The organism is Duganella sp. BJB476 (assembly GCF_003416895.1).
Classification (GTDB): domain Bacteria; phylum Pseudomonadota; class Gammaproteobacteria; order Burkholderiales; family Burkholderiaceae_D; genus Rugamonas.
The window spans coordinates 430,963-453,512 of the sequence record NZ_QVIO01000006.1; the positions used below are offsets into that span (position 1 = coordinate 430,963).

At 61.5% G+C, this 22,550-nt stretch carries 24 protein-coding genes; 10 read left to right on the forward strand and 14 right to left on the reverse strand.

From position 1 onward, the window contains the following. Nucleotides 1-765 (reverse strand): exodeoxyribonuclease III, encoded by a 765-nt coding sequence (gene xth, locus D0T21_RS23925; protein WP_116993027.1) that lies wholly within the window; start codon nucleotides 763-765, stop codon nucleotides 1-3. A 418-nt stretch (nucleotides 766-1,183) separates the two neighbouring features. Between xth and D0T21_RS23930 the strand changes: the two genes are divergently transcribed. From D0T21_RS23930 to D0T21_RS23940, 3 genes are read left to right on the forward strand one after another with little or no spacing between them, the layout of a single operon-like run. After that, on the forward strand, nucleotides 1,184-1,591 hold the full coding sequence (locus D0T21_RS23930; RefSeq protein WP_116993028.1) for a hypothetical protein: 408 nt from the start codon (nucleotides 1,184-1,186) through the stop codon (nucleotides 1,589-1,591). A gap of 5 nt (nucleotides 1,592-1,596) precedes the next feature. Then, on the forward strand, nucleotides 1,597-1,785 hold the full coding sequence (locus D0T21_RS23935) for a DUF1653 domain-containing protein (protein WP_116993029.1): 189 nt from the start codon (nucleotides 1,597-1,599) through the stop codon (nucleotides 1,783-1,785). 60 nt (nucleotides 1,786-1,845) lie between these two features. Further along, nucleotides 1,846-2,301, forward strand: a complete 456-nt coding sequence (locus D0T21_RS23940) for a hypothetical protein (RefSeq protein ID WP_116993031.1) — start codon at nucleotides 1,846-1,848, stop codon at nucleotides 2,299-2,301. On the opposite strand, the gene D0T21_RS23945 is transcribed toward D0T21_RS23940, so the two are convergent. Then, nucleotides 2,298-3,794, reverse strand: coding sequence for a leucyl aminopeptidase (locus D0T21_RS23945; protein ID WP_116993032.1), 1,497 nt, complete (start codon nucleotides 3,792-3,794; stop codon nucleotides 2,298-2,300). The two genes, D0T21_RS23940 and D0T21_RS23945, sit on opposite strands and share 4 nt — an antisense overlap. Nucleotides 3,795-3,925: 131 nt before the next feature. Here D0T21_RS23945 and lptF point away from each other — a divergent pair, with 131 nt between their 5' ends. Genes lptF through D0T21_RS23960 form a run of 3 tightly spaced genes read left to right on the forward strand, consistent with a single transcriptional unit; the run spans nucleotide 3,926 to nucleotide 6,588 of the window. Continuing rightward, nucleotides 3,926-5,032: an LPS export ABC transporter permease LptF gene (lptF, locus tag D0T21_RS23950; RefSeq protein WP_229211618.1), complete on the forward strand. Its 1,107-nt coding sequence runs from the start codon at nucleotides 3,926-3,928 to the stop codon at nucleotides 5,030-5,032. Then, nucleotides 5,029-6,198 (forward strand): LPS export ABC transporter permease LptG, encoded by a 1,170-nt coding sequence (gene lptG / locus D0T21_RS23955; RefSeq protein ID WP_116993034.1) that lies wholly within the window; start codon nucleotides 5,029-5,031, stop codon nucleotides 6,196-6,198. The genes lptF and lptG overlap by 4 nt, the downstream gene beginning before the upstream one ends. Continuing rightward, nucleotides 6,199-6,588 (forward strand): sirohydrochlorin chelatase, encoded by a 390-nt coding sequence (locus D0T21_RS23960; protein WP_116993035.1) that lies wholly within the window; start codon nucleotides 6,199-6,201, stop codon nucleotides 6,586-6,588. On the opposite strand, the gene D0T21_RS23965 is transcribed toward D0T21_RS23960, so the two are convergent. Then, nucleotides 6,565-7,056 carry a lipocalin-like domain-containing protein gene (locus D0T21_RS23965; RefSeq protein ID WP_116993085.1) on the reverse strand — a complete coding sequence of 164 codons (492 nt, stop codon included), beginning with the start codon at nucleotides 7,054-7,056 and terminating at the stop codon, nucleotides 6,565-6,567. The two genes, D0T21_RS23960 and D0T21_RS23965, sit on opposite strands and share 24 nt — an antisense overlap. Before the next feature lie 94 nt (nucleotides 7,057-7,150). On the opposite strand from D0T21_RS23965, the gene D0T21_RS23970 reads away from it, so the two are divergent. Then, nucleotides 7,151-8,005: a LysR family transcriptional regulator gene (locus D0T21_RS23970; RefSeq protein WP_116993037.1), complete on the forward strand. Its 855-nt coding sequence runs from the start codon at nucleotides 7,151-7,153 to the stop codon at nucleotides 8,003-8,005. Here the strand turns inward: D0T21_RS23970 and D0T21_RS23975 are convergent. Genes D0T21_RS23975 through D0T21_RS24010 form a run of 8 tightly spaced genes read right to left on the reverse strand, consistent with a single transcriptional unit; the run spans nucleotide 7,995 to nucleotide 15,602 of the window. Further along, the gene (locus D0T21_RS23975; protein WP_116993038.1) at nucleotides 7,995-8,768 is read right to left on the reverse strand and encodes a glutaminyl-peptide cyclotransferase; all 774 of its coding nucleotides are present in this window, start codon (nucleotides 8,766-8,768) and stop codon (nucleotides 7,995-7,997) included. The genes D0T21_RS23970 and D0T21_RS23975 overlap by 11 nt on opposite strands. Beyond that, nucleotides 8,768-9,505 (reverse strand): hypothetical protein, encoded by a 738-nt coding sequence (locus tag D0T21_RS23980; protein WP_116993040.1) that lies wholly within the window; start codon nucleotides 9,503-9,505, stop codon nucleotides 8,768-8,770. Before D0T21_RS23980 ends, D0T21_RS23975 begins: the two co-directional genes overlap by 1 nt. Nucleotides 9,506-9,544: 39 nt before the next feature. Continuing rightward, entirely contained in the window at nucleotides 9,545-10,306 is a 762-nt protein-coding gene (cobA, locus tag D0T21_RS23985; RefSeq protein WP_116993042.1) for a uroporphyrinogen-III C-methyltransferase, read from the reverse strand. A 17-nt stretch (nucleotides 10,307-10,323) separates the two neighbouring features. Then, on the reverse strand, nucleotides 10,324-11,631 hold the full coding sequence (locus tag D0T21_RS23990; protein ID WP_116993043.1) for a sulfate adenylyltransferase subunit 1: 1,308 nt from the start codon (nucleotides 11,629-11,631) through the stop codon (nucleotides 10,324-10,326). After that, a complete protein-coding gene (cysD, locus tag D0T21_RS23995) occupies nucleotides 11,631-12,563 on the reverse strand; it encodes a sulfate adenylyltransferase subunit CysD (RefSeq protein WP_116993045.1) in 933 nt (310 codons plus the stop codon). Before cysD ends, D0T21_RS23990 begins: the two co-directional genes overlap by 1 nt. Before the next feature lie 30 nt (nucleotides 12,564-12,593). Continuing rightward, nucleotides 12,594-13,313, reverse strand: coding sequence for a phosphoadenylyl-sulfate reductase (locus tag D0T21_RS24000; RefSeq protein WP_116993047.1), 720 nt, complete (start codon nucleotides 13,311-13,313; stop codon nucleotides 12,594-12,596). An 11-nt stretch (nucleotides 13,314-13,324) separates the two neighbouring features. Further along, nucleotides 13,325-13,918, reverse strand: coding sequence for a DUF934 domain-containing protein (locus D0T21_RS24005; protein WP_116993048.1), 594 nt, complete (start codon nucleotides 13,916-13,918; stop codon nucleotides 13,325-13,327). Beyond that, nucleotides 13,911-15,602, reverse strand: a complete 1,692-nt coding sequence (locus tag D0T21_RS24010; protein WP_116993049.1) for a nitrite/sulfite reductase — start codon at nucleotides 15,600-15,602, stop codon at nucleotides 13,911-13,913. Before D0T21_RS24010 ends, D0T21_RS24005 begins: the two co-directional genes overlap by 8 nt. A 151-nt stretch (nucleotides 15,603-15,753) precedes the next feature. Here D0T21_RS24010 and D0T21_RS24015 point away from each other — a divergent pair, with 151 nt between their 5' ends. From D0T21_RS24015 to D0T21_RS24025, 3 genes are all read left to right on the forward strand, one after another. Beyond that, nucleotides 15,754-16,695 (forward strand): CysB family HTH-type transcriptional regulator, encoded by a 942-nt coding sequence (locus D0T21_RS24015; protein ID WP_116993051.1) that lies wholly within the window; start codon nucleotides 15,754-15,756, stop codon nucleotides 16,693-16,695. A 15-nt stretch (nucleotides 16,696-16,710) separates the two neighbouring features. Then, nucleotides 16,711-17,364: a class I SAM-dependent methyltransferase gene (locus tag D0T21_RS24020; protein ID WP_116993052.1), complete on the forward strand. Its 654-nt coding sequence runs from the start codon at nucleotides 16,711-16,713 to the stop codon at nucleotides 17,362-17,364. A gap of 183 nt (nucleotides 17,365-17,547) precedes the next feature. Next, entirely contained in the window at nucleotides 17,548-18,615 is a 1,068-nt protein-coding gene (locus D0T21_RS24025; protein WP_116993054.1) for a porin, read from the forward strand. A 6-nt stretch (nucleotides 18,616-18,621) separates the two neighbouring features. On the opposite strand, the gene D0T21_RS24030 is transcribed toward D0T21_RS24025, so the two are convergent. The 3 genes from D0T21_RS24030 to D0T21_RS24040 all read right to left on the reverse strand — a co-directional run bounded on the left by D0T21_RS24030 (nucleotide 18,622) and on the right by D0T21_RS24040 (nucleotide 22,057). After that, nucleotides 18,622-19,782, reverse strand: a complete 1,161-nt coding sequence (locus tag D0T21_RS24030; RefSeq protein ID WP_116993056.1) for a PAS domain-containing sensor histidine kinase — start codon at nucleotides 19,780-19,782, stop codon at nucleotides 18,622-18,624. A gap of 103 nt (nucleotides 19,783-19,885) precedes the next feature. Then, complete coding sequence (locus D0T21_RS24035) at nucleotides 19,886-20,653, reverse strand: LytTR family DNA-binding domain-containing protein (protein WP_026335193.1); 768 nt, start codon at nucleotides 20,651-20,653, stop codon at nucleotides 19,886-19,888. Between the two features lie 81 nt (nucleotides 20,654-20,734). Beyond that, nucleotides 20,735-22,057, reverse strand: coding sequence for a histidine kinase (locus tag D0T21_RS24040; protein ID WP_116993057.1), 1,323 nt, complete (start codon nucleotides 22,055-22,057; stop codon nucleotides 20,735-20,737). Nucleotides 22,058-22,550: the final 493 nt, after the last annotated feature.

The window sequence follows — 22,550 nt, forward strand, 5'->3', positions numbered from 1 at the left end:
TTAATCCAGCGTGGCGATCACCGGAGCGTGGTCGGACGGCTGTTCCCACTTGCGCGGTGCGCGGTCGATCACGCAGGCGCTGCAACGGGCCACCAGCGCCGGCGACAGCAGGATGTGATCGATGCGCAGGCCTTTGTTGAGGCGGAAGCCCAGCGCGCGGTAGTCCCACCAGCTGAACGATTTTTCCGGCTGTTCGAACAGGCGGTAGGAATCGGTCAGGCCGATGTCGAGCAAACGGGTGAGGGCGGCGCGCTCCTTGTCGGATACCAGCACCTGGCCGGCCCACGCGGCCGGATCGTGGACGTCGCGGTCTTCCGGCGCGATGTTGTAGTCGCCCAGCACCGCCAGCTGCGGATGCAGCGCGGCTTCTTCCTTGATCCAGTCGTGGAACGACGACAGCCAGCCCAATTTGTACTCGTATTTGTCGGAGTCGACGCTTTGGCCGTTGGGCACGTAGGCGCACACCACGCGCACGCCATCGATGGTGGCGGCCAGGATGCGCTGCTGCGGGTCTTCGTAGCGCGGATTGTTCTTGATGACGTCGGCGATCGGCAGTTTGGACAGGATGGCGACGCCGTTATAGGTTTTCTGGCCACTGTAGGCGACCTGATAGCCGGCGGCCTCGATGGCGGCCACCGGAAACTTGTCGTCCGTTAATTTTGTTTCTTGAATGCAGAGGACATCGATAGGGTTCTCCTCTAGCCATTTCAAGACGTGCGTCAGGCGAACGTTGAGTGAGTTAACATTCCATGTGGCTATTTTCATCTGAGTCAGTGTCCTTGCGGGTTTTGGGGGAGGCTTTAGCCTGCATGAGCGAATCTTACAGCATCTTGATTTAACACATGGGATTGTTAATTTGACGATTTTTATAAAAAAACATGAAAAAGTCTTTCGTGCGGGCACTGCCAACGCCTAAAATGTTGCAAAATGTGTGAAATTAAAAAAAAATTGCTAGGAGTGTCTCGTTGTTGTCAAAATAGAACGGTAAATAAAGACAAAATAAGCAAAATAGAAATATACTGATACAAATTGGGTGGAAAACTTGTATTTCCGTCGAGCAATCAAAAATAGTAGTGTCCGGGGTTCATTTTTGTGTTGTACATCAACAAGAAATGGTACTATAGGGAAATTACTTGTGGTTTTAACAGTGAATTGCGCGTAGCGCATTTACAAAGGAATTAAAATGCGAGCTGCATTCGAGACGTGGGCGCAGAAAGACGGTCACATCGTCCGACGCCGGGAAGACAAACCAGAAGAGTACCTGGTTTTTGAAACGCAACGCCGCTGGGTCATCTGGCAAGCTGCGTTGGAGCACGGCAAAACGCCGGGCGGCCGCAAGACGGCTGCACAAAAGGAAGCCGCCGCGCTGGAAAAGGCCAAGGCTGCCGTTCAACGTCCGCCGGTCATCAACTCCGACGAGGCTGAGGTGCGCAACCAGGTGCTGAACGAAGTGCTGGATGCGTTCTCCACCCTGGGCGGTGAACGTGGCATGGACGATATCCTGAAAGTGGTGCAGGGTCTGAAGAAGAAGCAGCAAGAGCAGGCGGAAGAACGCATTGCAGCGGCTGAGCCGGTACGGCATAACGCCTGACCCGGATGCGCTTCAAGCACTACAAAGGGGGCCTCTACGAACTGGTATGCGAGGCCATCCTGGAATCCGATCTGAGTGCCATGATCGTTTATCGCGCCGCGAACGGATCCATCTGGACCCGGCCGAAAGACGTGTTTTTTGAAATGATCGAAGTCGATGGCGTAAAAGTGCAACGCTTTACGCCTCTTGATTGAGCATATAGAACCGTTCGCGGGCTGCTACACTGGTCTGACCCACTAACCCTGAGGCAGACCATGTATTTCCGCCCCGTTGCAGCCGCCGTTGCCAGCGCTTCCGCGCTGCTATCCCTATTGGCCGGCTGCGCCTCCCTGACTGAATCCACCCAACAAAACGTGCTGGTGCAAACCGTGCTCGATCATCGCGAGATCGCCGGTGTCGGCTGCGTGCTGTACAACGACGTCGGCAAATGGTTCGTGACCACGCCAGCGCGCGTTACGTTGCGCAAGAGCGCGGGCGCGCTGCGCATCGATTGCCAGAAAGAGGGCGCGGGCTGGGCCTACGAAAAGGTCGACTCCAAGGTGGACGGGAATCTGTGGGGGAATCTGGCGCTGACGGCGGGTGTCGGCTACTTCATCGACAAGAATACCGGCGCGGCTTATGACTATCCAGCCACGCTGACGGTGGTGATGCACCCGGCGGCGGAGCGCGATGCGCTGCCGCCGCCGGCTGCCGGGGTGACGCTCTATTAGTTGGTACGGCCGATCAGGAAGTTCGACAGCAGCGGTACCGGACGGCCGGTAGCACCTTTGGCGCCGCCCGATTTCCATGCGGTACCGGCGATGTCCAGGTGGGCCCAGGTGTACTTGCGGGTGAAGTTCTCCAGGAAGGCCGCGGCGGTGCACGACGCGCCGCCCGGCGTGCCGATGTTGGCCAGGTCGGCGAAGTTGGACTTCAGCTGCTCGTTGTACTCTTCACCGATCGGCAGGCGCCACGCGGTGTCGCCGGCGGCTTTACCTGCGGCCATGATCTCGTCGGCCAGTTTGTTGTGGGTGTCGTCGTCACGCGTGAACAGGCCGCTCTTGTGGTGGCCCAGGGCGACGATGCAGGCGCCGGTCAGCGTGGCGATGTCGATCACGGCGGCCGGGTTGAAGCGCTCGGCGTAGGCCAGCGCATCGCACAGCACCAGGCGGCCTTCGGCGTCGGTGTTCAGGATCTCGATAGTCAGGCCGTTCATCGAGGTGACGATGTCGCCCGGCTTGGTGGCGCGGCCGGAAGGCATGTTCTCGCAGGCGGCGATCACGCCGATCACGTTCAGCTTCAGGTTCATCTCGCCGATGGCGCGGAAGGTGCCCAGCACCGACGCGGCGCCGCCCATGTCGTACTTCATCTCGTCCATGCCTGGACCGGCCTTCAGCGAAATGCCGCCGGTGTCGAAGGTGATGCCTTTACCGACCAGCACCACCGGCGCATCCTTAGGCTTGCCGCCCATGTGCTTGAGGATGATGAACTTCGGCGGCTGCTCGCTGCCGTTGGTGACGGACAGGAAGCTGTTCATCTTCAGCGCTTCCAGCTGTTTGCGGTCCAGCACTTCAACGTCGAACTTGTAGTCCTTGCCCAGCTTCTTGGCGGTGTTGGCCAGGTAGGTCGGGGTGCAGATGTTGGCCGACAGGTTGCCCAGTTCCTTGGTCAGGTCCATGCCGTTGGCGATCGCCTCGGCCTGGGCCAGCGCCAGCTTGGTGGCGGCGGTATTCGGCACGGCCAGCGCGATTTTCTTCACGCCGGTTGGCGCCGGATCCTTCTTGCTCTTCTGGCCATCGGTGCGGAACACGCTTTCGTGCGCGCTTTGCACCACGCAGCGGATCGCCCAATTGACGTCGCGCTCTTTCACTTCGGTCATCGGCAGTGCGATAATAGCGTCGCTCGCGCCCAGCGCGGAGAAAGCCTTCAGCGCCGCGGACACGCCGCTGGCGAAATTCTTCTCGCTGACGCCATCGTCGCTACCCAGGCCGACCAGCAGCACGCGTTCGGCGCTCGCGCCTTTCACGCCGCGCAGCAGCAGGGTGGTGCCGGCTTTGCCGGAGATGTCGCCGGACTTCAGCGCAGCCGTGATTTCACCGGAACCATCCAGCGCCTTGGCGGCCTGCGACAGCTTCTTGTTCTCAAAGACCGCGACGGCGACAACGCCGGCTTTGGCCGAAGCGATGGTGTTTTTTGTGTCGAATGCTTTTATGCTAAAGTCCATTTGATTCTCCGTGTCGTGTACGAATTGCCAGCCTGTTTGAGAGGCTGTTATTTAAACTTGTGGCCCTGTGAGGCCCTTAACTACCGAATTATAACTTTCGAATGATCTTTCAACGCGCCCTAAGACGTGAAATGGCAAGTGCCGCCGGCGCCACCTTCACCGTGCTGTTCAGCATCTGCGTCACCTGGACACTGATTGGTGTCCTCGGCATGGCTGCCGGCGGCAAGGTAGCCTCCGGCGACGTGCTCGCGCTGATCGCTTTCGCAGCCTTGAATTATCTGCCAACTCTTGTGATCCTCACCAGCTTTATTTCGGTGCTGATGGTCGTCACGCGCACCTATCGCGATTCCGAGATGGTGGTGTGGTTCGCTTCTGGCCTGAGTCTGACCAAATGGATAGCGCCGGTGCTGACCTTCGGCCTGCCGCTGGTGCTGGCGACGGCTGCCCTGAGCTTCGTCGCCACGCCATGGGCCAAGCAGAAAAGCTCGGAATACGTGGAGCGCTTTGAAAAGCGCGAGGATCTGCAGAAGGTCTCGCCTGGGCAGTTCAAAGAATCGGCATCGGCCAACCGCATCTTCTTCGTCGAGGGCGTGGCCGGCAAGACCGCAGTGGTGCAGAACGTGTTCGTCAACACGGTCGACGAACACGGCACCGCCGTCATCGTCGCGCGCGAGGGCGTGGTCAACACCGGCGCCAAGGGCGAACGCTTCCTGGTGCTGAAGAACGGCCGCCGCTACCAGGGCACGCCCGGCCAATCGGACTTCCAGACCATGGAGTTCGAGAGCTACAGCATGCGCGTGACCAGCCAGAACCAGGACATGGACACCGAGCGTAATGTCGCCGCCGTGCCGATCATGGAACTGCTCTCCGATACCACCCCGGTCGGGCGCGCGGAGGTGTTGTGGCGCATCGCGCAGCCGCTCACCTGCCTGGTGCTGATACTGCTGGCGATCCCGCTGGGCTTTGTCAATCCGCGCGCCGGCAGCTCGGCAAACCTGATCATCGCGCTGCTGATCTTCTTCAGCTACAGCAATATGGTCAAGCTGGTGGAGGCCAGCGTCAAGCAAGGCAAATCGGCGTTCGTGCTGTCGTGGTGGCCGCTGCACCTGGTCGTCGCGCTGCTGGTGTTCGTGCTGTTCGCCTGGCGCCTGAACCTGAACCATCGTTACCATCCGCTGGCGTTGTTGGCGGCGTTGAAGCGCTCGCGCGCCGCTGACAAGAAAGTTGTATCGCAATGAGAATCCTGCAACGCTATTTCGCCACCACCATTTTGCAGGCGGTGGCATTCCTGCTGGTCGCCTTCCTGGCGCTGCAAGCGTTCATGGACCTGACGGGTGAGTTGCCGTCGGTCGGCAAGAACGGCTACACCATCCAGTATGCCTTCCTGTATGTGCTGGTGCGGCTGCCTGCCCACGTGTACGAGGTGATGCCGTTGGCGGCGCTGATCGGCACCATCTACACGATGGCGCAGTTCGCGGCGACGTCCGAATTCACCATCATGCGCGCCGCCAGCATGTCGACCGGCACGGTGGCCTGGATGCTGGCCAAGATCGGCTTCGTGCTGGTGATCGTCACCTTCATTTTCGGCGAGCTGATTGCGCCGCGCACCGCGCCGCTGGCCGAAAAAATCAAGCTGAGCGCGCGCGGCGCCGCGATCTCGTCGGAGTTCCGCTCCGGCCTGTGGACCAAGGATATCGTCAAGTCGGACGGCATGAGCGGCACCGTGACCGGCTCGCGCTTCTTCAACGTGCGCCAGGTACAGCCGGACGGCACGCTGGTCGACGTCAAGCTGTACGAGTTCGACACCAGCTTCCGCCTGCGTTCGATCACGCTGGCCAAGATCGGCACCTTCAAGGGTAACAATAGCTGGCAACTGTCGGATGTGACGGAAAATATCTTCACCAATCCGGCGCTGCTCAAGCCCGACAGCGAAGCCAACCTGGCCAACAACTTCGCCCAGGGCACCGGCCTGATCGAAACCCGCCATAGCGCCACCAAGGACCTGCTGTCTGAAGTGACGCCGAAGATCCTGTCGGTGGCCGGCTCGGATCCGGACCGCATGTCGGCCAACGAGCTGGCGGTCTACACCCGCCACCTGCAAGAGAACAAGCAGGAAACCGAGCGCTTCAAGATCGCCTTCTGGAAGAAGCTGTTCGACCCGCTGGCGATTTTCGTGCTGATGGCGCTGGCGCTGCCGTTCGGCTACCTGCACACGCGCAGCGGCGGCGTGAGTCTGAAGGTTTTTGTCGGTATCATGATCGGTGTCAGCTTCCAGCTGGTGAACTCCCTGTTCTCGCACCTGGGCATGCTGAGCGCGTTCCCTGCGTTCGTGACGGCGATCGCGCCCAGCTTATTGTTCCTGCTGCTGGCGTTGGGGGCCTTGTGGTGGGTGGAGCGACATTAGATGAGCAAGCAAGCACTGGTTCTTTTTGCACATGGCGCCCGTGCCGCGTCGTGGGCGGCGCCGTTCGAACGGCTGCGCGACCTGACGCAGGCGCGCACGCCGGAGGTCCGGGTGTCGCTGGCTTTCCTGGAGCTGATGACGCCGCGCTTGCCGGAGCTGGTGGCCGAGCTGACCGCCGACGGCGTCACGCAGATCACGGTGGTGCCGGTGTTCCTGGGGCAGGGCGGTCATGTGTTGCGCGACCTGCCGCTGATGGTTGAACAGCTGCGTCTCGATCATCCGCAGGCGACGATCAACGTGGTCGAAGCTGCCGGCGAGAACGCGGCCGTGCTCAACGCCTTGTCCGACTACTGCGTGGCCTCGCTGTCAGCGCAGGCGACGCCAGACTGACAGCGGAATTTGCCCGTCCGGCCTGGCCGGCACGCGGTAGCTGAGTTCATCCCCGTTCAATTCGTAGCTGCGCTTCTGCTGCGTTCCCTCCCAATTTGAAAAGGCCGCGCTGGCGATGCTGAAGGTCAGCGTATGGGTCTCACTGTCGATGGCGACGCTGCCGAAGTGCGTGCTCGATCCGAAGACGGCCGCCTCGAATTCGGCCGGCGTGCCGCTCTTTTTGTCGCCGCCGGTGAAGCGCGGCCGGTCGGCGCGATAGATCTGCACGCTGTAGCGACCCTGTTTATCGATCATCATCAGGCCGGCGGGTGCGTCGCCGTAGTCGCGCACGCGCGTGCCGTCCGGGAGTATCCGGTCGGCGGCGACCAGCGTCCAGGCGCCGGCCAGCGGAAAGTCGGGCGCGGCGCCAGCGGCTTGCGTGGTGGGCACCCACATGGCGAGGCAAAATAATCGGTTCAGCAGTTTCATGGCGATCTCCTTGGTGATGATACGGTCACGATAACGCCAAAACCAGTTGAACGAAATTAGCGAAATCTGTTCGATATATGTGCATAATTGCACAATGGACCAACCTGACTGGGATCACCTCCGCTATTTCCTGGCCTTGCACGACGCCGGCACCCTGAGTGGCGCCGCGCGCGCGGCCGGTGTCGAACACACCACGGTGGCGCGGCGCATCGATGCTTTGGAGGCCGCGCTGGCGGTAAAGCTGTTCGACCGTTTCCCCAAGGGCTGGTCGCTGACGGCGGCCGGCAAGGCGCTGGTGCCGCATGCGCGCATGATGGAAGAGAACCTGCACGGCTTGATGCGGGCGGCCAGCGGCGCCACCGCGTTGAATGGCAAGGTACGGGTATCGGCGCCGCCGGCGCTGGCGGCGTATCTGCTGGCGCCGCGCCTGAAAGCGGCGCTCTTCCGGCTGCCCGGCATCGAGCTGGATTTACGCGGAGAGACGCGCGAGACGGATTTGATGCGGCGCGAGTCGGACATCGCGCTGCGTTTCAATCGCCCTGTTGCGCCGGGGCTGGCGGTGCGGGCGCTGGCGACAGTGGCTTATCGTTTGTACGCCAGCGCCGCCTATCTCGCTGCGCGCACGCCTGAACAATGGGAGTTTGTCGGCTACGATGAGCTGATGCAGGATACGCCGCAGCAGCAATGGCTGGAAAAGATACGCCACGGACGCCGCTACTGCCTGCGCTCGAACGACCTGGGCGCGCTGTACCAGGCGGCGTTGGCCGGCTGCGGCGTGGCGGTGCTGCCGGAATACTTCTTCGATATGCGGCACGGCGACCTGGTCGCCATCGACACGCCGGCCTGCCCGGTCAGGCGCAAGCTGTGGATCGTCATGCACGAGGATGTGCGGCGCGCCGCGCCGGTGCGCGCGGTGGCCGACGAGTTGATCGCGCTATTTACTTCCTAGGTACGATCTTGATCTCGTACAGCTTGGGCCACAATTTCCCTGTGACGAACAGGCGCTTTTTCTCGGCGTCCCAGGCGATGCCGTTCATGACGTTTTCGCCGTTGAGGCCTTTGCCGGCGTCGGGATACAGCTTGCCCAGGTCGATCCAGCCGGTGATCTTGCCGTTGGCCGGATCGATGCGGGCGATGGTGTTGGTGTGCCACAGGTTGGCGAAGATCTCGTCGCCCACCACTTCCAGCTCGTTGACCTGATCGACCGGGATGCCGTCCGCCGTCACCTTCACGCGGCGCACTTCGAGGAAGGTCTTGGGATCGAGGAAGCGCAGCGTGGCGCTGCCGTCGCTCATGATCAGCTCCTTGCCGTTCTGGGTCAGGCCCCAGCCCTCGCCGGGGTAGGCGAACTGGCCGCGCATCTCGAAGGTGGCCAGGTCGAACACGAAGCCGGTCTGGGTCTGCCAGGTCAGGCCGACCAGCGTATCCTTCCATACCGTCAGGCCTTCGCCGAAATACTGCGGCGGGATGTCTTTGCTCTGCAGGACCTTGCCGGTCTCCAGGCTCACCTTGCGGATCGACGATTTGCCATTCAGGCCGGTGCTCTCGTACAGGAAGCCGTCGCGGTACAGCAGGCCTTCGGTGAAGGCTTGCGGGTCGTGCGGGTAGGCGTGGACGACCTTGAAATCGTAAGTCGGGATGGCGGCGGGAGCGCTGGCGGCGGCAGGCAGCAGGGCAAGGATGAGCAGGGTCTGGGCGTAGTTCGTTTTCACTATTCGGTCACTGATGAGTTTTCGAGTTCGATCATGGCGTCGAGCGTCGTGCCGGGGGCGTCGAGTTCCGCCTGGACGCAGGCGCGCGCTTCCGGCGACTGCACCAGCGTCACTGCCTGGGCGCGTGCCGCTTCCGCCGCAGCAGTATCGCCGCAGCCGCTCAGCAAGTCCAGCACCAGCGCCAGTTCGTTGATGTAGTTGTACACCTCGGCCAGCAGGGCGGACATGCCGGCGGTGGTCAGCACGTTAAAGCCGGCACGCCGCTGGTTGAGCAGTGCCGCCGCCTGCGCCAGGTGCTGCATCGGCTGCGGCAGGTGGCGGCTGGCCAGCGCGTAGTCGCCGCAGGCCATTATCGACGGCAGTGCGGAGCGGGCGCATTGCTGCGCCAGCGCTTGTGGCAGCTGCTGGAATAGATGGTAGGTGTTTTGCAGGTCGCCCAGCTTGTCGTTGATGGCGCGGATGTCGTTGAACAGGGCCTCGGCGGCGTCGCCGTCGGCCTGGGCCAGCAGGCGCTGGCTGTCGCGATCGCGCAGCTCAACCAGGGCGCGGCGCGCCGGCAGGTGTTCTTCCGCCAGCTTGGCCCAGGCGCCCAGCACGTAGGACAGGCGCAGCGGCGCGGTCTCCGCGTCGGCGGCGCTGGCGTCGAACAGCCAGATGTAGTCATTAAGCGCGCTGTCGAAGGCGCCGTCGGAGTGGGCCTTCCATGCGCGTTCCAGCACTTCGTGAACAGTGTCCATTACTACCTCGTTTGGTATGAACGGACATTCTATTACGGATCAGGCGCTCAGTTGCTGTACTGCTGAAGGGAGTTGTTGTTCGTCGCTGTGCTGGTGGGTGCGGGTTTTCATCGCGTCGCCCAGCATGACCAGCACCGGGCCGTGGGCCGCGCCCAGGCCTTGCGCCAGCGAGGCGATGGTCAGGCGGCGGATATGCTGGTCCGGACGGCTGCAGTTTTCGATGACGACCACCGGCGTGTCTGGACGGCGGCCCTGCGCCAGCAGGCGTTCCGCCGTGGCGATGGCTTCGCGGCCGCCCATGTACTGGACCAGGGTGTCGGTGTCGGGGATGGCGTCGTGCTCGGCGTGTTCCGGCGCGGTGGAGGAGGTGAAGAAGGCGACGCTGCGCGCTACGCCGCGCTTGGTCAGCGGCTGCTTGCTGGCGGCCGCTGCGGCCAGCGCGGTGGTGATGCCGGGGACGACTTCCACCTCGATGCCCGCTTCTTCCAGCGCGCGCAGTTCCTCGTCGGCGCGGCCGAACAGCATCGGGTCGCCGCCCTTGAGGCGCACCACCAGCGGGAACTTGTGGGCGTTGTCGATCATCTGCTTGTTGATGAACTGCTGCGCGGTCGATAGCTGGCCGCAGCGTTTGCCGACCAGGATTTTCTCGGCCTGAGGGCACAGATCCAGCATCTCCTCGGTCACCAGGGCGTCGTGCAGCACCACGTCGGCTTGCGCCAGCAGGCGCGCGCCGCGCAGGGTGATCAGGTCCTGGGCGCCGGGACCGGCGCCGATCAGGTAGACTTTTCCAAGGGATGCCATTGCTGTTTCCTCTTACTTTATTCGCCGAGGCGGATCATGCCCGCTGCGACGGTTTGGTGCGTGACTTCGTCGATCAGGATGAAGGCGCCGGTGGCGCGGATGTCGGCGTAGGCGTCGGCCGCCAGCGGCTGCTGCACGGTCAGGCCGATGCGGGCGATGTCGTTCAGCTTCAGGCCTTCGGCGTTGTGGCGCTGCTGGGTGTTGATGTCCAACAGCGAGTCAATGCCGGTGATCTTGGCCGAGGTCTGCTTGGTGCCGTGCTTGATCCAGTACTTGCGGCGCTGGTCCAGCGGCTCGTCGGACATCCAGCAGACGTCCGCCTTCAATTGCTTGAGCAGGGTCGCAGGCTGGCTGGCGCCGGCCAGCAGGTCGCCGCGCGAGATGTCCAGGTATTCGTTCAGCAGCAGCGTGATCGACTGACCGACCACCGCCGACTGATGCGAACCTTCCAGCGTGACGATGTCCTTGACGGTCGCGCTCTGGCCGGAAGGCTGTACCACCAGCTTGTCGCCGACCGATACCTTGCCGGCTTCGATACGGCCCATGTAGCCGCGGAAGTCGTTGGCTTCGTGGCCGTTGTGGCGCGCCACCAGTTGCACCGGGAAGCGGAACGGCGCGTTGTGCGACTCGTCGTACACCGACAGCGATTCGAGCAACTCGATCAGCGTCGGGCCCTTGTACCAGCTCAGTTTTTCGCTGGCGGCAACCACGTTGTCGCCGGTCAGGGCGGACAGCGGAATTGGCGTGATGTCCTTCAGGCCCAGCGTCTCGGCGAACTCGCGGTAGGCCTTGACGATGCGGTCGTAGATCGCCTGGTCGTAGTTCACCAGGTCCATCTTGTTGACGGCGACTACCACGTGTTCGATTTGCAGCAGGTGGGCGATGGTCGAGTGGCGCTTGGTCTGGATCAGCAGGTCCACGCCGCCGTCTTCGTGCAGCTTCACTTTCGAGACGTCGATCAGGATGATGACGGCATCGGCGGTCGAAGCGCCGGTGACCATGTTGCGGGTGTACTGCTCGTGGCCCGGCGTGTCGGCGATGATGAACTTGCGCTTCGGCGTGGCGAAGTAGCGGTAGGCCACGTCGATGGTGATGCCTTGTTCGCGTTCGGCTTCCAGGCCGTCGGTCAGCAGCGACAGGTCGACGGCGTCGCCGACGGTGCGCTTGTGCTTGGAGCGCGACATTGCGTCCAGTTGGTCGGCGAAGATGCCTTTGCTGTCGAACAGCAGGCGGCCGATCAGGGTGGATTTGCCGTCGTCGACGGAGCCGGCGGTGATGAAGCGCAGCAGGCCGCGTTCAGTCAGATTCTCATTCAGTGCATTCATCAGAAGTATCCTGCTTTTTTACGTTTTTCCATCGAAGCCTCGGAGGTCTGGTCGTCCATCCGGGTGGCGCCGCGTTCGGTGATTTGCGTGACTGCGGTTTCGGCGATGATCTGCTCCACCGTGGCCGCATCCGACGACACCGGGCAGGTGCAGGAGATGTCGCCGACGGTGCGGAAGCGCACCACTTGCGTTTCGACGGTCTCGCCTTCGCGCGCCGGGGTCAGGTCGGTCAGCGGCACCAGCAGGCCGTTGCGCGGGATGACCTGGCGTTCGTGGGCGAAGTAGATCGGCGGCAGTTCCAGCTTTTCGCGGGCGATGTACATCCACACATCGAGCTCGGTCCAGTTCGAGATCGGGAACACGCGCATGTTCTCGCCTGGATGAACGCGGGTGTTATACAGGTCCCACAGTTCCGGGCGTTGCGACTTCGGATCCCACTGGCCGAATTCGTCGCGGAAGGAGAAGATGCGCTCCTTGGCGCGGGCCTTCTCTTCGTCGCGGCGGGCGCCGCCGATGCAGGCGTCGAAGCCGTGTTCGGCGATGGTCTCCAGCAGCGTGACCGCCTGCGCGGCGTTGCGCGAATCGGTCAGCGGATTACGCAGGCGCACCGTGCCTTTTTTGATCGACTCTTCGACCGAGCCGACGATCAGGCGCTCGCCCAGTTCGGCCACGCGCTTGTCGCGGAAGGTGATCACTTCGGCGAAGTTATGGCCGGTATCGACGTGCACCAGCGGGAACGGGAATTTGCCGGGACGGAAAGCCTTCTCCGCGATGCGCAGCAAGACCACCGAGTCTTTACCGCCCGAGAACAGCAGCGCAGGGTTGCTGCATTCGGCCGCGACTTCGCGCATGATGTGGATCGCTTCCGATTCCAAAGCGTCGAGGTGGCGCGAATTCACGTGCGCGGCGTGGTTTTCAACTAAAGCGTTCATGGACTATGCCTATTCTTTTGTGTGGCGCGCTTACGCCGCCACGGATTTAATGCGTATCAGTTTGCCGTCGACCATATGCAGGCCGCACTCTTTCGAATCCGGGTTCTCCCACCACCAGCGGCCGGCGCGGACATCTTCACCCGGTTCGATGGCGCGCGTGCAGGGTGCGCAGCCGATCGATGGATAGCCCTGGTCGTGCAGCGCGTTGTACGGCACGCCGTTGTCGCGGAGGTAGTTCCAGATGTCTGCCTCCGACCAGTCGGCCAGTGGATTGAACTTGGTCATGAGGTGGGCCGGATCGTCTTCTTCCACCATCAGCGAGGTGCGGGTGGCCGACTGCGCGCGGCGCTGGCCGGTGACCCAGGCCTTGTTGCCGGAAAGGGCGCGGCCCAGCGGTTCGACCTTGCGGATGCGGCAGCATTCGCGGCGCATCTCGACGCTGTCGTAGAAGGCGTTCAGGCCGTTCTGGGCGACGTAGGCGTCGACCGCTTCGGTCTGCGGCTTGTACAGCGCGATCTCGTAGCCGTCGTAGTGCTCCTTGACGCGGTCCAGCATGGCCAGCGTTTCTGGATGCAGGCGTCCGGTTTCGAGCGAGAAGATGCCGATATCCAGTTTGCCTTTCAGGATCAAGTCGGTCAGCACCATGTCTTCGGCCGCCAGGCTGGAGGCGAAGACCGCCGGGCTGTGGTCCTTGACGATGCGCGCCAGCGTGGCGTTGGTGTCGGCAATCAGCGTGTTCAGGTCACTCATGGCTGCTCCGATCAGATGCCGTAGCCGGCGTCGCCGGTGTTGACGCCGACGTTGCGGGCGTGGCGGCGGAACAGCGGTACCTTCTGGTCCACCGATGCCTGGTAGGTCTCGGAGAAATCGGACAGGCCTTTGAGCGCGTCGTGGATGTTGCGGTCCGGCCGCGTGGCGTAGGCGTCGAAGCCCACGCGCTGCATCGAGAACAGCTGGTCGCGCAGCACGTCGCCGATGGCGCGCAGTTCGCCGGTCCAGCCCAGGCGGGTGCGCAGATTGTAGGCGATCGAGTAGCCGCGGCCATCGGTAAATTTAGGGAAGTCGACGGCGACCAGAGCGAACTTGGACAGGTCTTCCTTCAGCGCTTCCGGGCGTTCGTCGCTGGCGATCCAGACGCCGATCTCGCCGGCGGCGGCGCGCGCCAGCAGCGATTCGCGCTGGGCGTTCCAGACCGCGACCGGCACGATCACCTTGCCCGCAGGGACGGGCAGGGCGGCGATGGCGTCGGCTTCAGGGGCCACGCCGCCGTCGGCCGCTTCCGGCGCGCGCAGCACGTGCCACGTATCTTCGACCACTTCACGGCCTTTGATGATCAGGTTCTTAACGTCAGACATATTCATCCTCTCCTACCAGGCGACCGGCTTCGACGATCGGCGTGGCGTACACAAATTCCTTGAACGGCGCGACGCCCAGGCGCTGCGCACAGTCGGCGAACGATTCGTCTTCGTAGCGATCGCGCACATACACTTGCAGCAGGCGGCCTATCACTTCCGGCATTTGCAGCGCGGAGAACGATGGTCCGATGATCTTGCCGATGGCGGCGTTGTTGCCCTGCGAGCCGCCGATCGACACCTGGTACCATTCGCTGCCGTCCTTGTCGACGCCCAGCACGCCGATGCTGCCGACGTGGTGGTGGCCGCAGGCGTTGATGCAGCCCGAGATATTCAGTTCGATCTCGCCGATGTCGTGCTGGAAGTCGATATTGTCGAAGCGCTCCGCGATGGCGGCGGCGATCGGCAGCGATTTGGCATTGGCCAGCGAGCAGAAGTCGCCGCCCGGGCAGCAGATCATGTCGGTCAGCAGGCCGATGTTAGGCGTGGCCAGGCCTTTGGCCTTGACTTGCTCCCACAGCGTGAACAACTGCGATTGCTCGACGTCGGCCAGCACGATGTTCTGCTCGTGCGTGACGCGCAGTTCGCCGAAGCTGTAACGGTCCGACAGGTCGGCCATGAAGTCGATCTGCTCGGCGGTGGCGTCGCCCGGCGGCACGCCGGTCTTCTTCAGCGACAGCACCACGGCGGCGTAGCCTGGCTGCTTGTGCGGCTTGACGTTGCGGTTGACCCAGTTGGCGAAGGCTTTGTTGCCGGCATGCGCCGCGACCACGTCGCTGTCGTCCAGCTGCTTGTAGGCTGGCGGCTGGAAGTAGTCGATCACGCGCTGCATCTCTTCGACGGTCAGCGTTTCCGGGCCGTCTTTCAGGTCGGCCCATTCGGCTTCGACCTGGCGGGTGAACTCTTCGACGCCGATGGCCTTCAGCAGGATCTTGATGCGGGCCTTGTACTTGTTGTCGCGGCGGCCGTACTGGTTATACACGCGCATCACGGCTTCGGTGTAGGTCAGCAGGTGCTGCCATGGCAGGAAGTCGCGAATCACGCTGCCCAGGATAGGCGTGCGGCCCATGCCGCCGCCGGCCATGAACTTGAAGCCGATCTCGCCGGCGTCGTTGCGCACCACGGTCAGGCCGATGTCATGCACGGCGATGGCGGCGCGGTCTTCGACGGCGCCGTTGATGGCGACCTTGAACTTGCGCGGCAGGGCGATGAATTCAGGGTGGAAGGTGGACCACTGGCGCAGCACCTCGGCGTACGGACGAGGATCGATGATCTCGTCGGCGGCGACGCCGGCGTAGGGATCGGAGGTGGTGTTGCGGATGCAGTTGCCCGAGGTCTGGATGGCGTGCATCTCCACCGAGGCCAGGTCGGCCAGGATGTCCGGGGTCTGCTCCAGCTCGATCCAGTTAAACTGGATGTTCTGGCGGGTGGTGAAGTGGCCATAGCCGCGGTCGTACTTGCGGGCGATGTGCGCAAACATGCGCATTTGCTTGGATGCCAGCAAGCCGTACGGCACGGCGATGCGCAGCATGTAGGCGTGACGCTGCATGTACAGGCCATTTTGCAGGCGCAGCGGCAGGAATTCGGCTTCGGTCAGCTCATCGGACAGGCGACGGCGCACTTGATCCCGGTATTGGGCGATGCGTTCGCGGACGATGAGATGGTCATATTGGTCGTATTGATACATATTCTTCCTAGATAGTCGCTTGCTAGAACCCCCAAACTAGCGCTAATAGTAATAAACTTCGTCTTTATTCCATACGACTTAGTCTTTATTTGCTTATATACGTATTGGGTATAAGCATGGACGTTCAATTTATGATGAGCCTGGACCCGCAATGAACCTTCACCAACTGCGCTTCGTGCGCGAAGCTGTACGCCAGAACTACAACCTGACCGATGCCGCCAAGGCGCTGTTTACGTCGCAGCCGGGCGTGTCCAAGGCGATTATCGAGCTGGAGGAGGAACTGGGCGTCGATATCTTCACCCGGCACGGCAAGCGTATCCGTGGCCTGACCGAGCCAGGGCGGCTGGTGCTGGAATCGGTGGAGTTAATTATGCAGGAAATTGACAGCCTCAAGCGCATCGGCAAGGAATATGCGGCCCAGGACAGTGGTAGTTTTACCATCGCCACCACACACACGCAGGCCCGTTACACGCTGCCGAAAGTGGTGCAGGCCTTCATGCTGAAGTTCCCCAAGGTGCGCTTGTCTTTATTGCAAGGAAATCCGCAGCAGATCGCCGAAATGGTCCAGCGCGACCAGGCCGACCTGGCCATCGCCACCGAATCCATCGCCGGCGTGACTGGTTTGATAACTTTGCCATGTTATCAATGGGAACACGTGGTGGTGGTGGCGCCGGACCATCCATTGCTTAAATCTAAGCAGATTACGCTGGAAGAAATTGCCGCTTTCCCGATTATCACTTACGATGGCGCCTTTGCCGGCCGCAGCAAGATCGACCATGCCTTCTCCCTGCGCGGGCTGAAGCTGGACGTGTTGCTGGAAGCCATAGACGCCGACGTGATCAAGACTTATGTGGAGTTGGGCATGGGGATTGGTATCATAGCGGGCATGGCCTTCGACGCCGAGCGCGACAAATCGCTGCGCGCCATTCCTGTGGGGCACCTGTTCGGCATGAATGTGTCGCGGGTGGCGGTCAAGCAGGGGGCTTATCTGCGCAGCTATATCTACACCTTTATCGAACTGCTGGCGCCTACGCTCAACCGTAAATTGATCGAGCAGGCCATGAGCGGTGCAAAAGAACACTACGAACTGTAAATTAGAAAGTAAGACATGATTACCAACCAGTTGGCACAATTTTATGCCGTCAACGCCGATAACTATGACCAGGTCTACGCGCAGGAAGAGCGCTTCGACGATCTGGATGACTTGCAGGAAATGGTCGCCGAGCTGTTCCAGGGCCACAAGGTGCTGGAACTGGCCTGCGGCACTGCCTACTGGACCGACCTGATCGCCGAAGTGGCGGAATCGGTGCACGCCACCGACCTGGTGCCGGAAATGATCGCGTTGGCCGAAACCCGCGGCCTGGACGAGGATGTCGTGAGCTTCGGCGTGATGGACGCCTTCAACCTGCCGGACGACCTGGAAGGCAAGTACACGGCGGTGTTCGCGGCCGGCTTGTGGGGACACGTCAAGCGTGAAGACCAGGAGAAATACCTGAAGACCCTGCGGGCCAAGCTGGGCAAGGACGTGCTGCTGGTGTTGCTGGATGAGACTTATGTCGATGGCAACAGCATGGTGTTCGCGCGTACCGATCTGGAAGGCAATACTTTCCAGATCCTGACCGCCGACGACGGCCAGCGCTACGAAGTGATGAAGAACTACCTGACCGACAGTACGCTGCGCAAGCGCTTCGCGACGTCGGCCCGGCAGATCCGCATCGAGCGGCTGGAGTACTACTACCTGCTCAACTGTCGCTTGAAATAAAAACCACTCCCAAAGCCGCGTTTCGCGGCTTTGTTCATTGTGGTGCTGATTTACAACAAATGGTTGATGTCACATTGTTGAAGTAATTGATAGGCATGATTCGCCCCGTAGATTGATTACATGCAGTTACTTCTTCCAACCTTCAGTAGAGAACATCAAGTGAAAAAACTTACTCTGGTAGCAATGATCATCGGCGGTTTCGCAGCTCAAGCTCAAGCTCAATCGAATGTCACGATCTATGGCCTGGTCGACGCAGGTCTGGTCGGCGAGCGCGGCGGCGCGGCAGGCAGCGTGACCAAAGTCACCAGCGGTATCGGCGGCCAGTCGCGTCTGGGCTTCCGTGGCACGGAAGACCTGGGCAATGGTCTGTCGGCCATCTTCACCCTGGAAACCGGCCTGAAAGTAGACGATGGCACGCTGGACAACACCACCAGCACCCTGTTCAACCGTCAATCGTACGTCGGCCTGAAAAGCAAGGAAGCCGGCACCCTGACCATCGGTCGCCAATACACCATGCTGTACAACGCCATGAGCCAGGTTGCCGACCCATTCGGCGCCGGTTACGCAGGCAGCATCAAGAACTTGTTCCCGGCAGCCGGCGCGAACACCCGCACCAGCAACGCCCTGGTCTACTCGACTCCAGTGATGGACGGCTTCAGCGCCGACGGTTTGTACTCGCTGGGCGAGCAAGCTGGCAGCTCGACCGCCGGCCGTCAGTTCGGTTTCGGCCTGAACTTCGCCAACGGCCCGCTGACCGCGCGCCTGGTGTACAACAACCGCAACAACGACACCGCTGCCGTCGGCGCCACCCCTGCCAAGCTGCAAGACAGCGGCCGCAACACCCTGTTCGCGATCAACTACGATTTCCAGGTTGTCAAAGCCTACTTCGCCTACGGCGCAGACAAGGGCGTGAACAGCGCGGCCCTGCCATCGGCTAACGCCTACGGCTACACCGTGGCACCTAAGGCCAGCCTGGACAGCAACGACCTGCTGATCGGCGTGCAAGTGCCAGTCGCTCCTAGCGGCACCATCATGGCTTCGTACATCCGCAAGAACGACAAGACCGTCAACAACCAGGACGCCGACCAGTGGGCGCTGGGTTACCTGTACTCGGTGTCGAAGCGTACCGGCATGTATGTCGCCTACGCCAAGATCAAGAACAAGAACGGCGCCGGCTACACCGTTGGTAACAACAACGAAGCTGGTAGCGGCGACAAGGCCTTCAACGTCGGCATCCGTCACGCGTTCTAAGCGGGATCAGGCGACGTTTTCCTGAGGCTGCAGCGGCAGCCGGATCATGATCCGGGTGCCGCCGTCGCTAACGATGGAAATGTCGCCATGCAGTGCCCAGACGCGTTCGCGCATCCCGATCAGGCCGAAGGATGAAGCTTTGTCCATATCCTTTTCGGCGATGCCACGGCCGTCGTCATGGATGGTGATTTGCAGCAGGCCGTCGGTGCGGTACAGCGACAGCAAGACCGTGCGCGCTTCGGCGTGGCGGGTGATGTTGGTCAGCGCTTCCTGCGCAATGCGGAAGATGGCCGTGCTGTAGGCGTCGTCCAGTATCAAGTCTTCTTCGTTCGCGTCCAGCGTGCAGGCGATGCCGTAGCGCGAGACGAATTCCTGGCGCAAGCTCTCCAGCGCAAAATACAAACCTCCCTCATCGAGCGCGCGCGGCCGCAGGTTGCTGGCGATGCGCCGCAGCGAGGTGATCGCCGACATCAGCAGTTCATCCATGCCCGCCTGAAGCTTGCGGGCGGCCACATCGTTGCTGTGCTGTTGCTGCAGCAGCGCCAGGTCCACGCGCAACGTCGCCAGCAGCTGGCCGAGGTCGTCATGCAGCTCGCGGGCGATGTGCTTGCGTTCCTCTTCCCGTATCGTTTGCAGCGCGGCCGACAGTTCGCGCAATTGGGAGTAGGACTGTTCCAGCTGCTCCTGCACCTGCTTGCGTTCGGTAATGTCGCGCAGGATGATGGTGTAGATGCGCTGGCCGTTTTCGGTCAGCGAGGAGATCGACCCTTCAAGCGGGAAGTGCTGGCCGCTGGCTTTCAAACCGGTCACGGCATAGTCGCTGGCGCGCCGGCCTTTCATGCGCAGCCGGATGCCGGTATCGCCGAAGTAGCGCGTGCTGGCCGGTTCGTTGCTCAGGCGCTGGTCGCGTGGGATGAATTGCTGCAAGGGCGATCCTTCCATGGCCTGCACCGTGGTGCCGAACATGGTGGCGGCCGAAGGGTTGGCTTGCAGGATGTGCTGGTGTTCGTCGGTGGAGATGATGGCGTCGCTGGCATGCTGGATGATGCCGCGGCTGCGCTTGTGCGCGGCGGCCGTGCGCGCGCATTGCCAGCCCGTGCGCCAGGAAAGGCGGCTGGCCAGCGCGACGGCGCCGCTGAGCAATAGCAGTGATCGGATACGGGCCATGCGCTTCCCCATGCGGCAGGGATGGGCCGCGTGGGTACACACTAAAGCAAGCGCAGGGGAGGGGTTTGATATGCCGCAGACGCGCTTGGCGTCTGTGGCGAGATTACATCTGTTTGAACAGGTGCAGGAAGCTGCGGCTCACTTCGAGCTTGTCCGGCTTGCCCTTGATCATGACCAAGTGGCGGCCGCGTATGTCGCGTGTCACGCCTTCGATGGCGTTGACGTTGACCAGCGTGGCGCGGTGGATCTGCCAGAACAGCGCGGGATCGAGCTCTTCGGCCAGGTCGCGCACCGGTTTGCGGATCAGCGCTTCGTAGCGCTCGGTCTGTACGCAGGTGTATTTTTCGTCGGAACGGAAGAACAGGATTTCCTCGACCGGTATCATGCGCAGGTCCTGGCCGATGCTGGCCTGTATCCATTGCAGATAGGCTGGTTTCGGCGTCGCGATCTTTTCCGCCAGTTGCGACAGCATCGCCGTCACGCTGGCGTTGACGTCGGCGGCCGCGGCCGGCTTGCTCATGCGGGTCTTGAGGCGGTCGACCGTGATTTGCAGGCGTTCCTGCTCGGGCGGTTTGAGCACATAGTCGACCGCGCCGCGCTCGAAGGCTTCCACGGCATAGGCGTCGTAGGCGGTCACGAACACGATGTGGCTCTTGTTGCCGATCACGGAGGCGGCTTCCATGCCGGTCTTGCCGGGCATGCGGATATCGAGGAAGGTGAAGTCCGGCTTGAGCTGGTCGACCAGTTCGATCGCTTCGTCGCCGTTCTTGGCTTCGCCAATAATTTCCAGCTCGGGCCAGACCTGGCCCAGGCGCATGCGCAGTTGGTCGCGCATCAGTCGTTCGTCGTCGGCAATAATCGCAGTAGGCATCGTGGTAGGGTGTGTAGTGTTAATTATTTAGTTAGTTATTCAAGGGATTATTCAACGAATCGTCGTAATAATCAATCGTTCTTATTTAGACAGCTGGTACGGGACTTCGATCGTGGCGATCACGCCGCTCGGGCTGTTGGCGGCGATCAGCAACTGGCCTTGGTCGCCGTGCAGCAATTTCAGGCGTTCGCGGATGGTCATCAGGCCCAGGCCGGTGCCGTCGCTGGGCACGGCGCCGAAGCCGAGGCCGTTGTCGGTGACGATCACGCGCAGCTTGTTGTGGGCCACGTCGGCGCGCACTTTCAGTGTGCCGCCTTCGGGCTTGGCTTCCAGGCCGTGCTTGATGGCGTTTTCCACCATCGATTGCAGCATCATCGGAGGGAAGGCGGCGGTGCGCAGGCCGTCGGGGATCTCGAAGTCGACGGTCAGGCGCTCTTCCATGCGCATCTTCAACAGGTTCAGGTAGGCCAGTACCATGTCGGCTTCGCGGCCCAGGTTGGTGATCAGGGCGTTGTCGCGCATTTGCGGCAGCACCGCGCGCAGGTATTTGATCAGGCTGCGCTGCATGGCGGAGGCGCGCGGCGGGTCGGTTTCGATCAGGTGTTCGACCGAGGCCAGGGTGTTGAACAGGAAGTGCGGCTCGACTTGGGCTTGCATCATCTGCATCTTCGCCTCGCTGAGCTGGCGCTGCATGGATTCGCGTTCGACGGCGGCGTTGGCGGTCAGGGTTTCGGCTTCGGCGCGTTTTTTACCGCCCATCAGGGCCTTGGTGCCGAACAGCGCGAGCACCAGCAGCGAGACGAAGCTCTTGAACCAGGTCGAGGCTTGGCGGTGGTAGCGGGTGACCTTTTGCTCGGCGGCGTCGTCGACGGCTTCTTCAATCGCGTTCGATAATTCCTCGCCAATTTGCGGCGGCAGGTCGATATGGACTTCTTCGCCCGGCAAGGTGGGGAGGGCGGGGACGGATGCGGCTGACGGTTTGCTTGGCTTGCCGGCCTTGCCTGCCGGGGCGGCGGGCTGCGCCGGCTCGGCAGGCGGCGCTGGTTCGGCCGGCGGAGCGACGGGAACGTCCTTGTTGTCGTCGCTGCTATCGGTTTTGTCGGCATCCTTGTTGCGGATCTTGCCGCGCGGGTTGAAATGGATGCCGCTATCGTCGATCAGGATATTGGTGTCGCCGTTTTTGCGTTTGGGATGCTTGTCGTTCTTGATCACGACTTCTTCGTCGGGGCTGGACGAAAACAACTCGTCCTGCAGGATGGAGCCGGCGATCAGTGTCAACACCGCGAAGACCAGGAACTTCCACCACGACAGCTGAGTGACCCATGTTGCGGTCGAGTCAAAGCCGCGGTGCAGCCAGGCGCCGGCGGTTTTCAGGGTGTCTTGCGTTTTAGGCATAGGAAACATGTAAGACTTTCACTCTTGTGTACGAAGCAAGTGTAACTAATTTTTTGATGATGCAACTGTACCTATTGGCGCCGCCACCTGCCAAGCTATTGCGACAGTCTGCAAGAAACGAGGATTGGACGGCGGGAGACAGGGAACAGAAAAATAGGTCTTGCCAATCCTGCGGGCGCTTTGCTATAGTTCGCCCCCTCGCAGAACGGCGCATGCAAATGCCGAGTGAAGCGAGAAAAAGATGGGGTTGACGAAACGATCTAAACGCTTCATACTCTTTCTTCTTCGCTGACGGACACAACGCTTCTTCAGCAAGCAGTACCGAATAAGTTCTTTAAAAATTTACAGTCGATAAGTGTGGACGTTTGATGAAAGTGCACACGCTGCTTAGGTAGCGTGAAACTTAAAATATCAAATGTTCACAAGAAGTAATGAAATAGGCGCTATGAAAATAGTGGCCTGTCAGTATTTTGAGTGAGCGACCCCTTAGCAATAAGGGTGC

Bases quoted from the DNA above. Each gene is read 5' to 3' on its own strand.
- D0T21_RS23935 (WP_116993029.1), top strand. From the start codon at position 1,597: ATGCGCTTCAAGCACTACAAAGGGGGCCTCTACGAACTGGTATGCGAG.
- xth (WP_116993027.1), bottom strand. From the start codon at position 765: ATGAAAATAGCCACATGGAATGTTAACTCACTCAACGTTCGCCTGACG.
- D0T21_RS24040 (WP_116993057.1), bottom strand. From the start codon at position 22,057: ATGTTTCCTATGCCTAAAACGCAAGACACCCTGAAAACCGCCGGCGCC.
- D0T21_RS24030 (WP_116993056.1), bottom strand. From the start codon at position 19,782: ATGGCCCGTATCCGATCACTGCTATTGCTCAGCGGCGCCGTCGCGCTG.
- lptF (WP_229211618.1), top strand. From the start codon at position 3,926: ATGGCAAGTGCCGCCGGCGCCACCTTCACCGTGCTGTTCAGCATCTGC.
- D0T21_RS23970 (WP_116993037.1), top strand. From the start codon at position 7,151: ATGGACCAACCTGACTGGGATCACCTCCGCTATTTCCTGGCCTTGCAC.
- lptG (WP_116993034.1), top strand. From the start codon at position 5,029: ATGAGAATCCTGCAACGCTATTTCGCCACCACCATTTTGCAGGCGGTG.
- D0T21_RS23940 (WP_116993031.1), top strand. From the start codon at position 1,846: ATGTATTTCCGCCCCGTTGCAGCCGCCGTTGCCAGCGCTTCCGCGCTG.
- D0T21_RS23930 (WP_116993028.1), top strand. From the start codon at position 1,184: ATGCGAGCTGCATTCGAGACGTGGGCGCAGAAAGACGGTCACATCGTC.
- D0T21_RS23990 (WP_116993043.1), bottom strand. From the start codon at position 11,631: ATGAATGCACTGAATGAGAATCTGACTGAACGCGGCCTGCTGCGCTTC.
- D0T21_RS23965 (WP_116993085.1), bottom strand. From the start codon at position 7,056: ATGAAACTGCTGAACCGATTATTTTGCCTCGCCATGTGGGTGCCCACC.
- D0T21_RS23980 (WP_116993040.1), bottom strand. From the start codon at position 9,505: ATGGACACTGTTCACGAAGTGCTGGAACGCGCATGGAAGGCCCACTCC.
- D0T21_RS23960 (WP_116993035.1), top strand. From the start codon at position 6,199: ATGAGCAAGCAAGCACTGGTTCTTTTTGCACATGGCGCCCGTGCCGCG.
- cysD (WP_116993045.1), bottom strand. From the start codon at position 12,563: ATGAACGCTTTAGTTGAAAACCACGCCGCGCACGTGAATTCGCGCCAC.
- D0T21_RS24015 (WP_116993051.1), top strand. From the start codon at position 15,754: ATGAACCTTCACCAACTGCGCTTCGTGCGCGAAGCTGTACGCCAGAAC.
- D0T21_RS24035 (WP_026335193.1), bottom strand. From the start codon at position 20,653: ATGCCTACTGCGATTATTGCCGACGACGAACGACTGATGCGCGACCAA.
- D0T21_RS24000 (WP_116993047.1), bottom strand. From the start codon at position 13,313: ATGAGTGACCTGAACACGCTGATTGCCGACACCAACGCCACGCTGGCG.
- D0T21_RS23945 (WP_116993032.1), bottom strand. From the start codon at position 3,794: ATGGACTTTAGCATAAAAGCATTCGACACAAAAAACACCATCGCTTCG.
- D0T21_RS24020 (WP_116993052.1), top strand. From the start codon at position 16,711: ATGATTACCAACCAGTTGGCACAATTTTATGCCGTCAACGCCGATAAC.
- cobA (WP_116993042.1), bottom strand. From the start codon at position 10,306: ATGGCATCCCTTGGAAAAGTCTACCTGATCGGCGCCGGTCCCGGCGCC.
- D0T21_RS24005 (WP_116993048.1), bottom strand. From the start codon at position 13,918: ATGTCTGACGTTAAGAACCTGATCATCAAAGGCCGTGAAGTGGTCGAA.
- D0T21_RS24010 (WP_116993049.1), bottom strand. From the start codon at position 15,602: ATGTATCAATACGACCAATATGACCATCTCATCGTCCGCGAACGCATC.
- D0T21_RS24025 (WP_116993054.1), top strand. From the start codon at position 17,548: ATGATCATCGGCGGTTTCGCAGCTCAAGCTCAAGCTCAATCGAATGTC.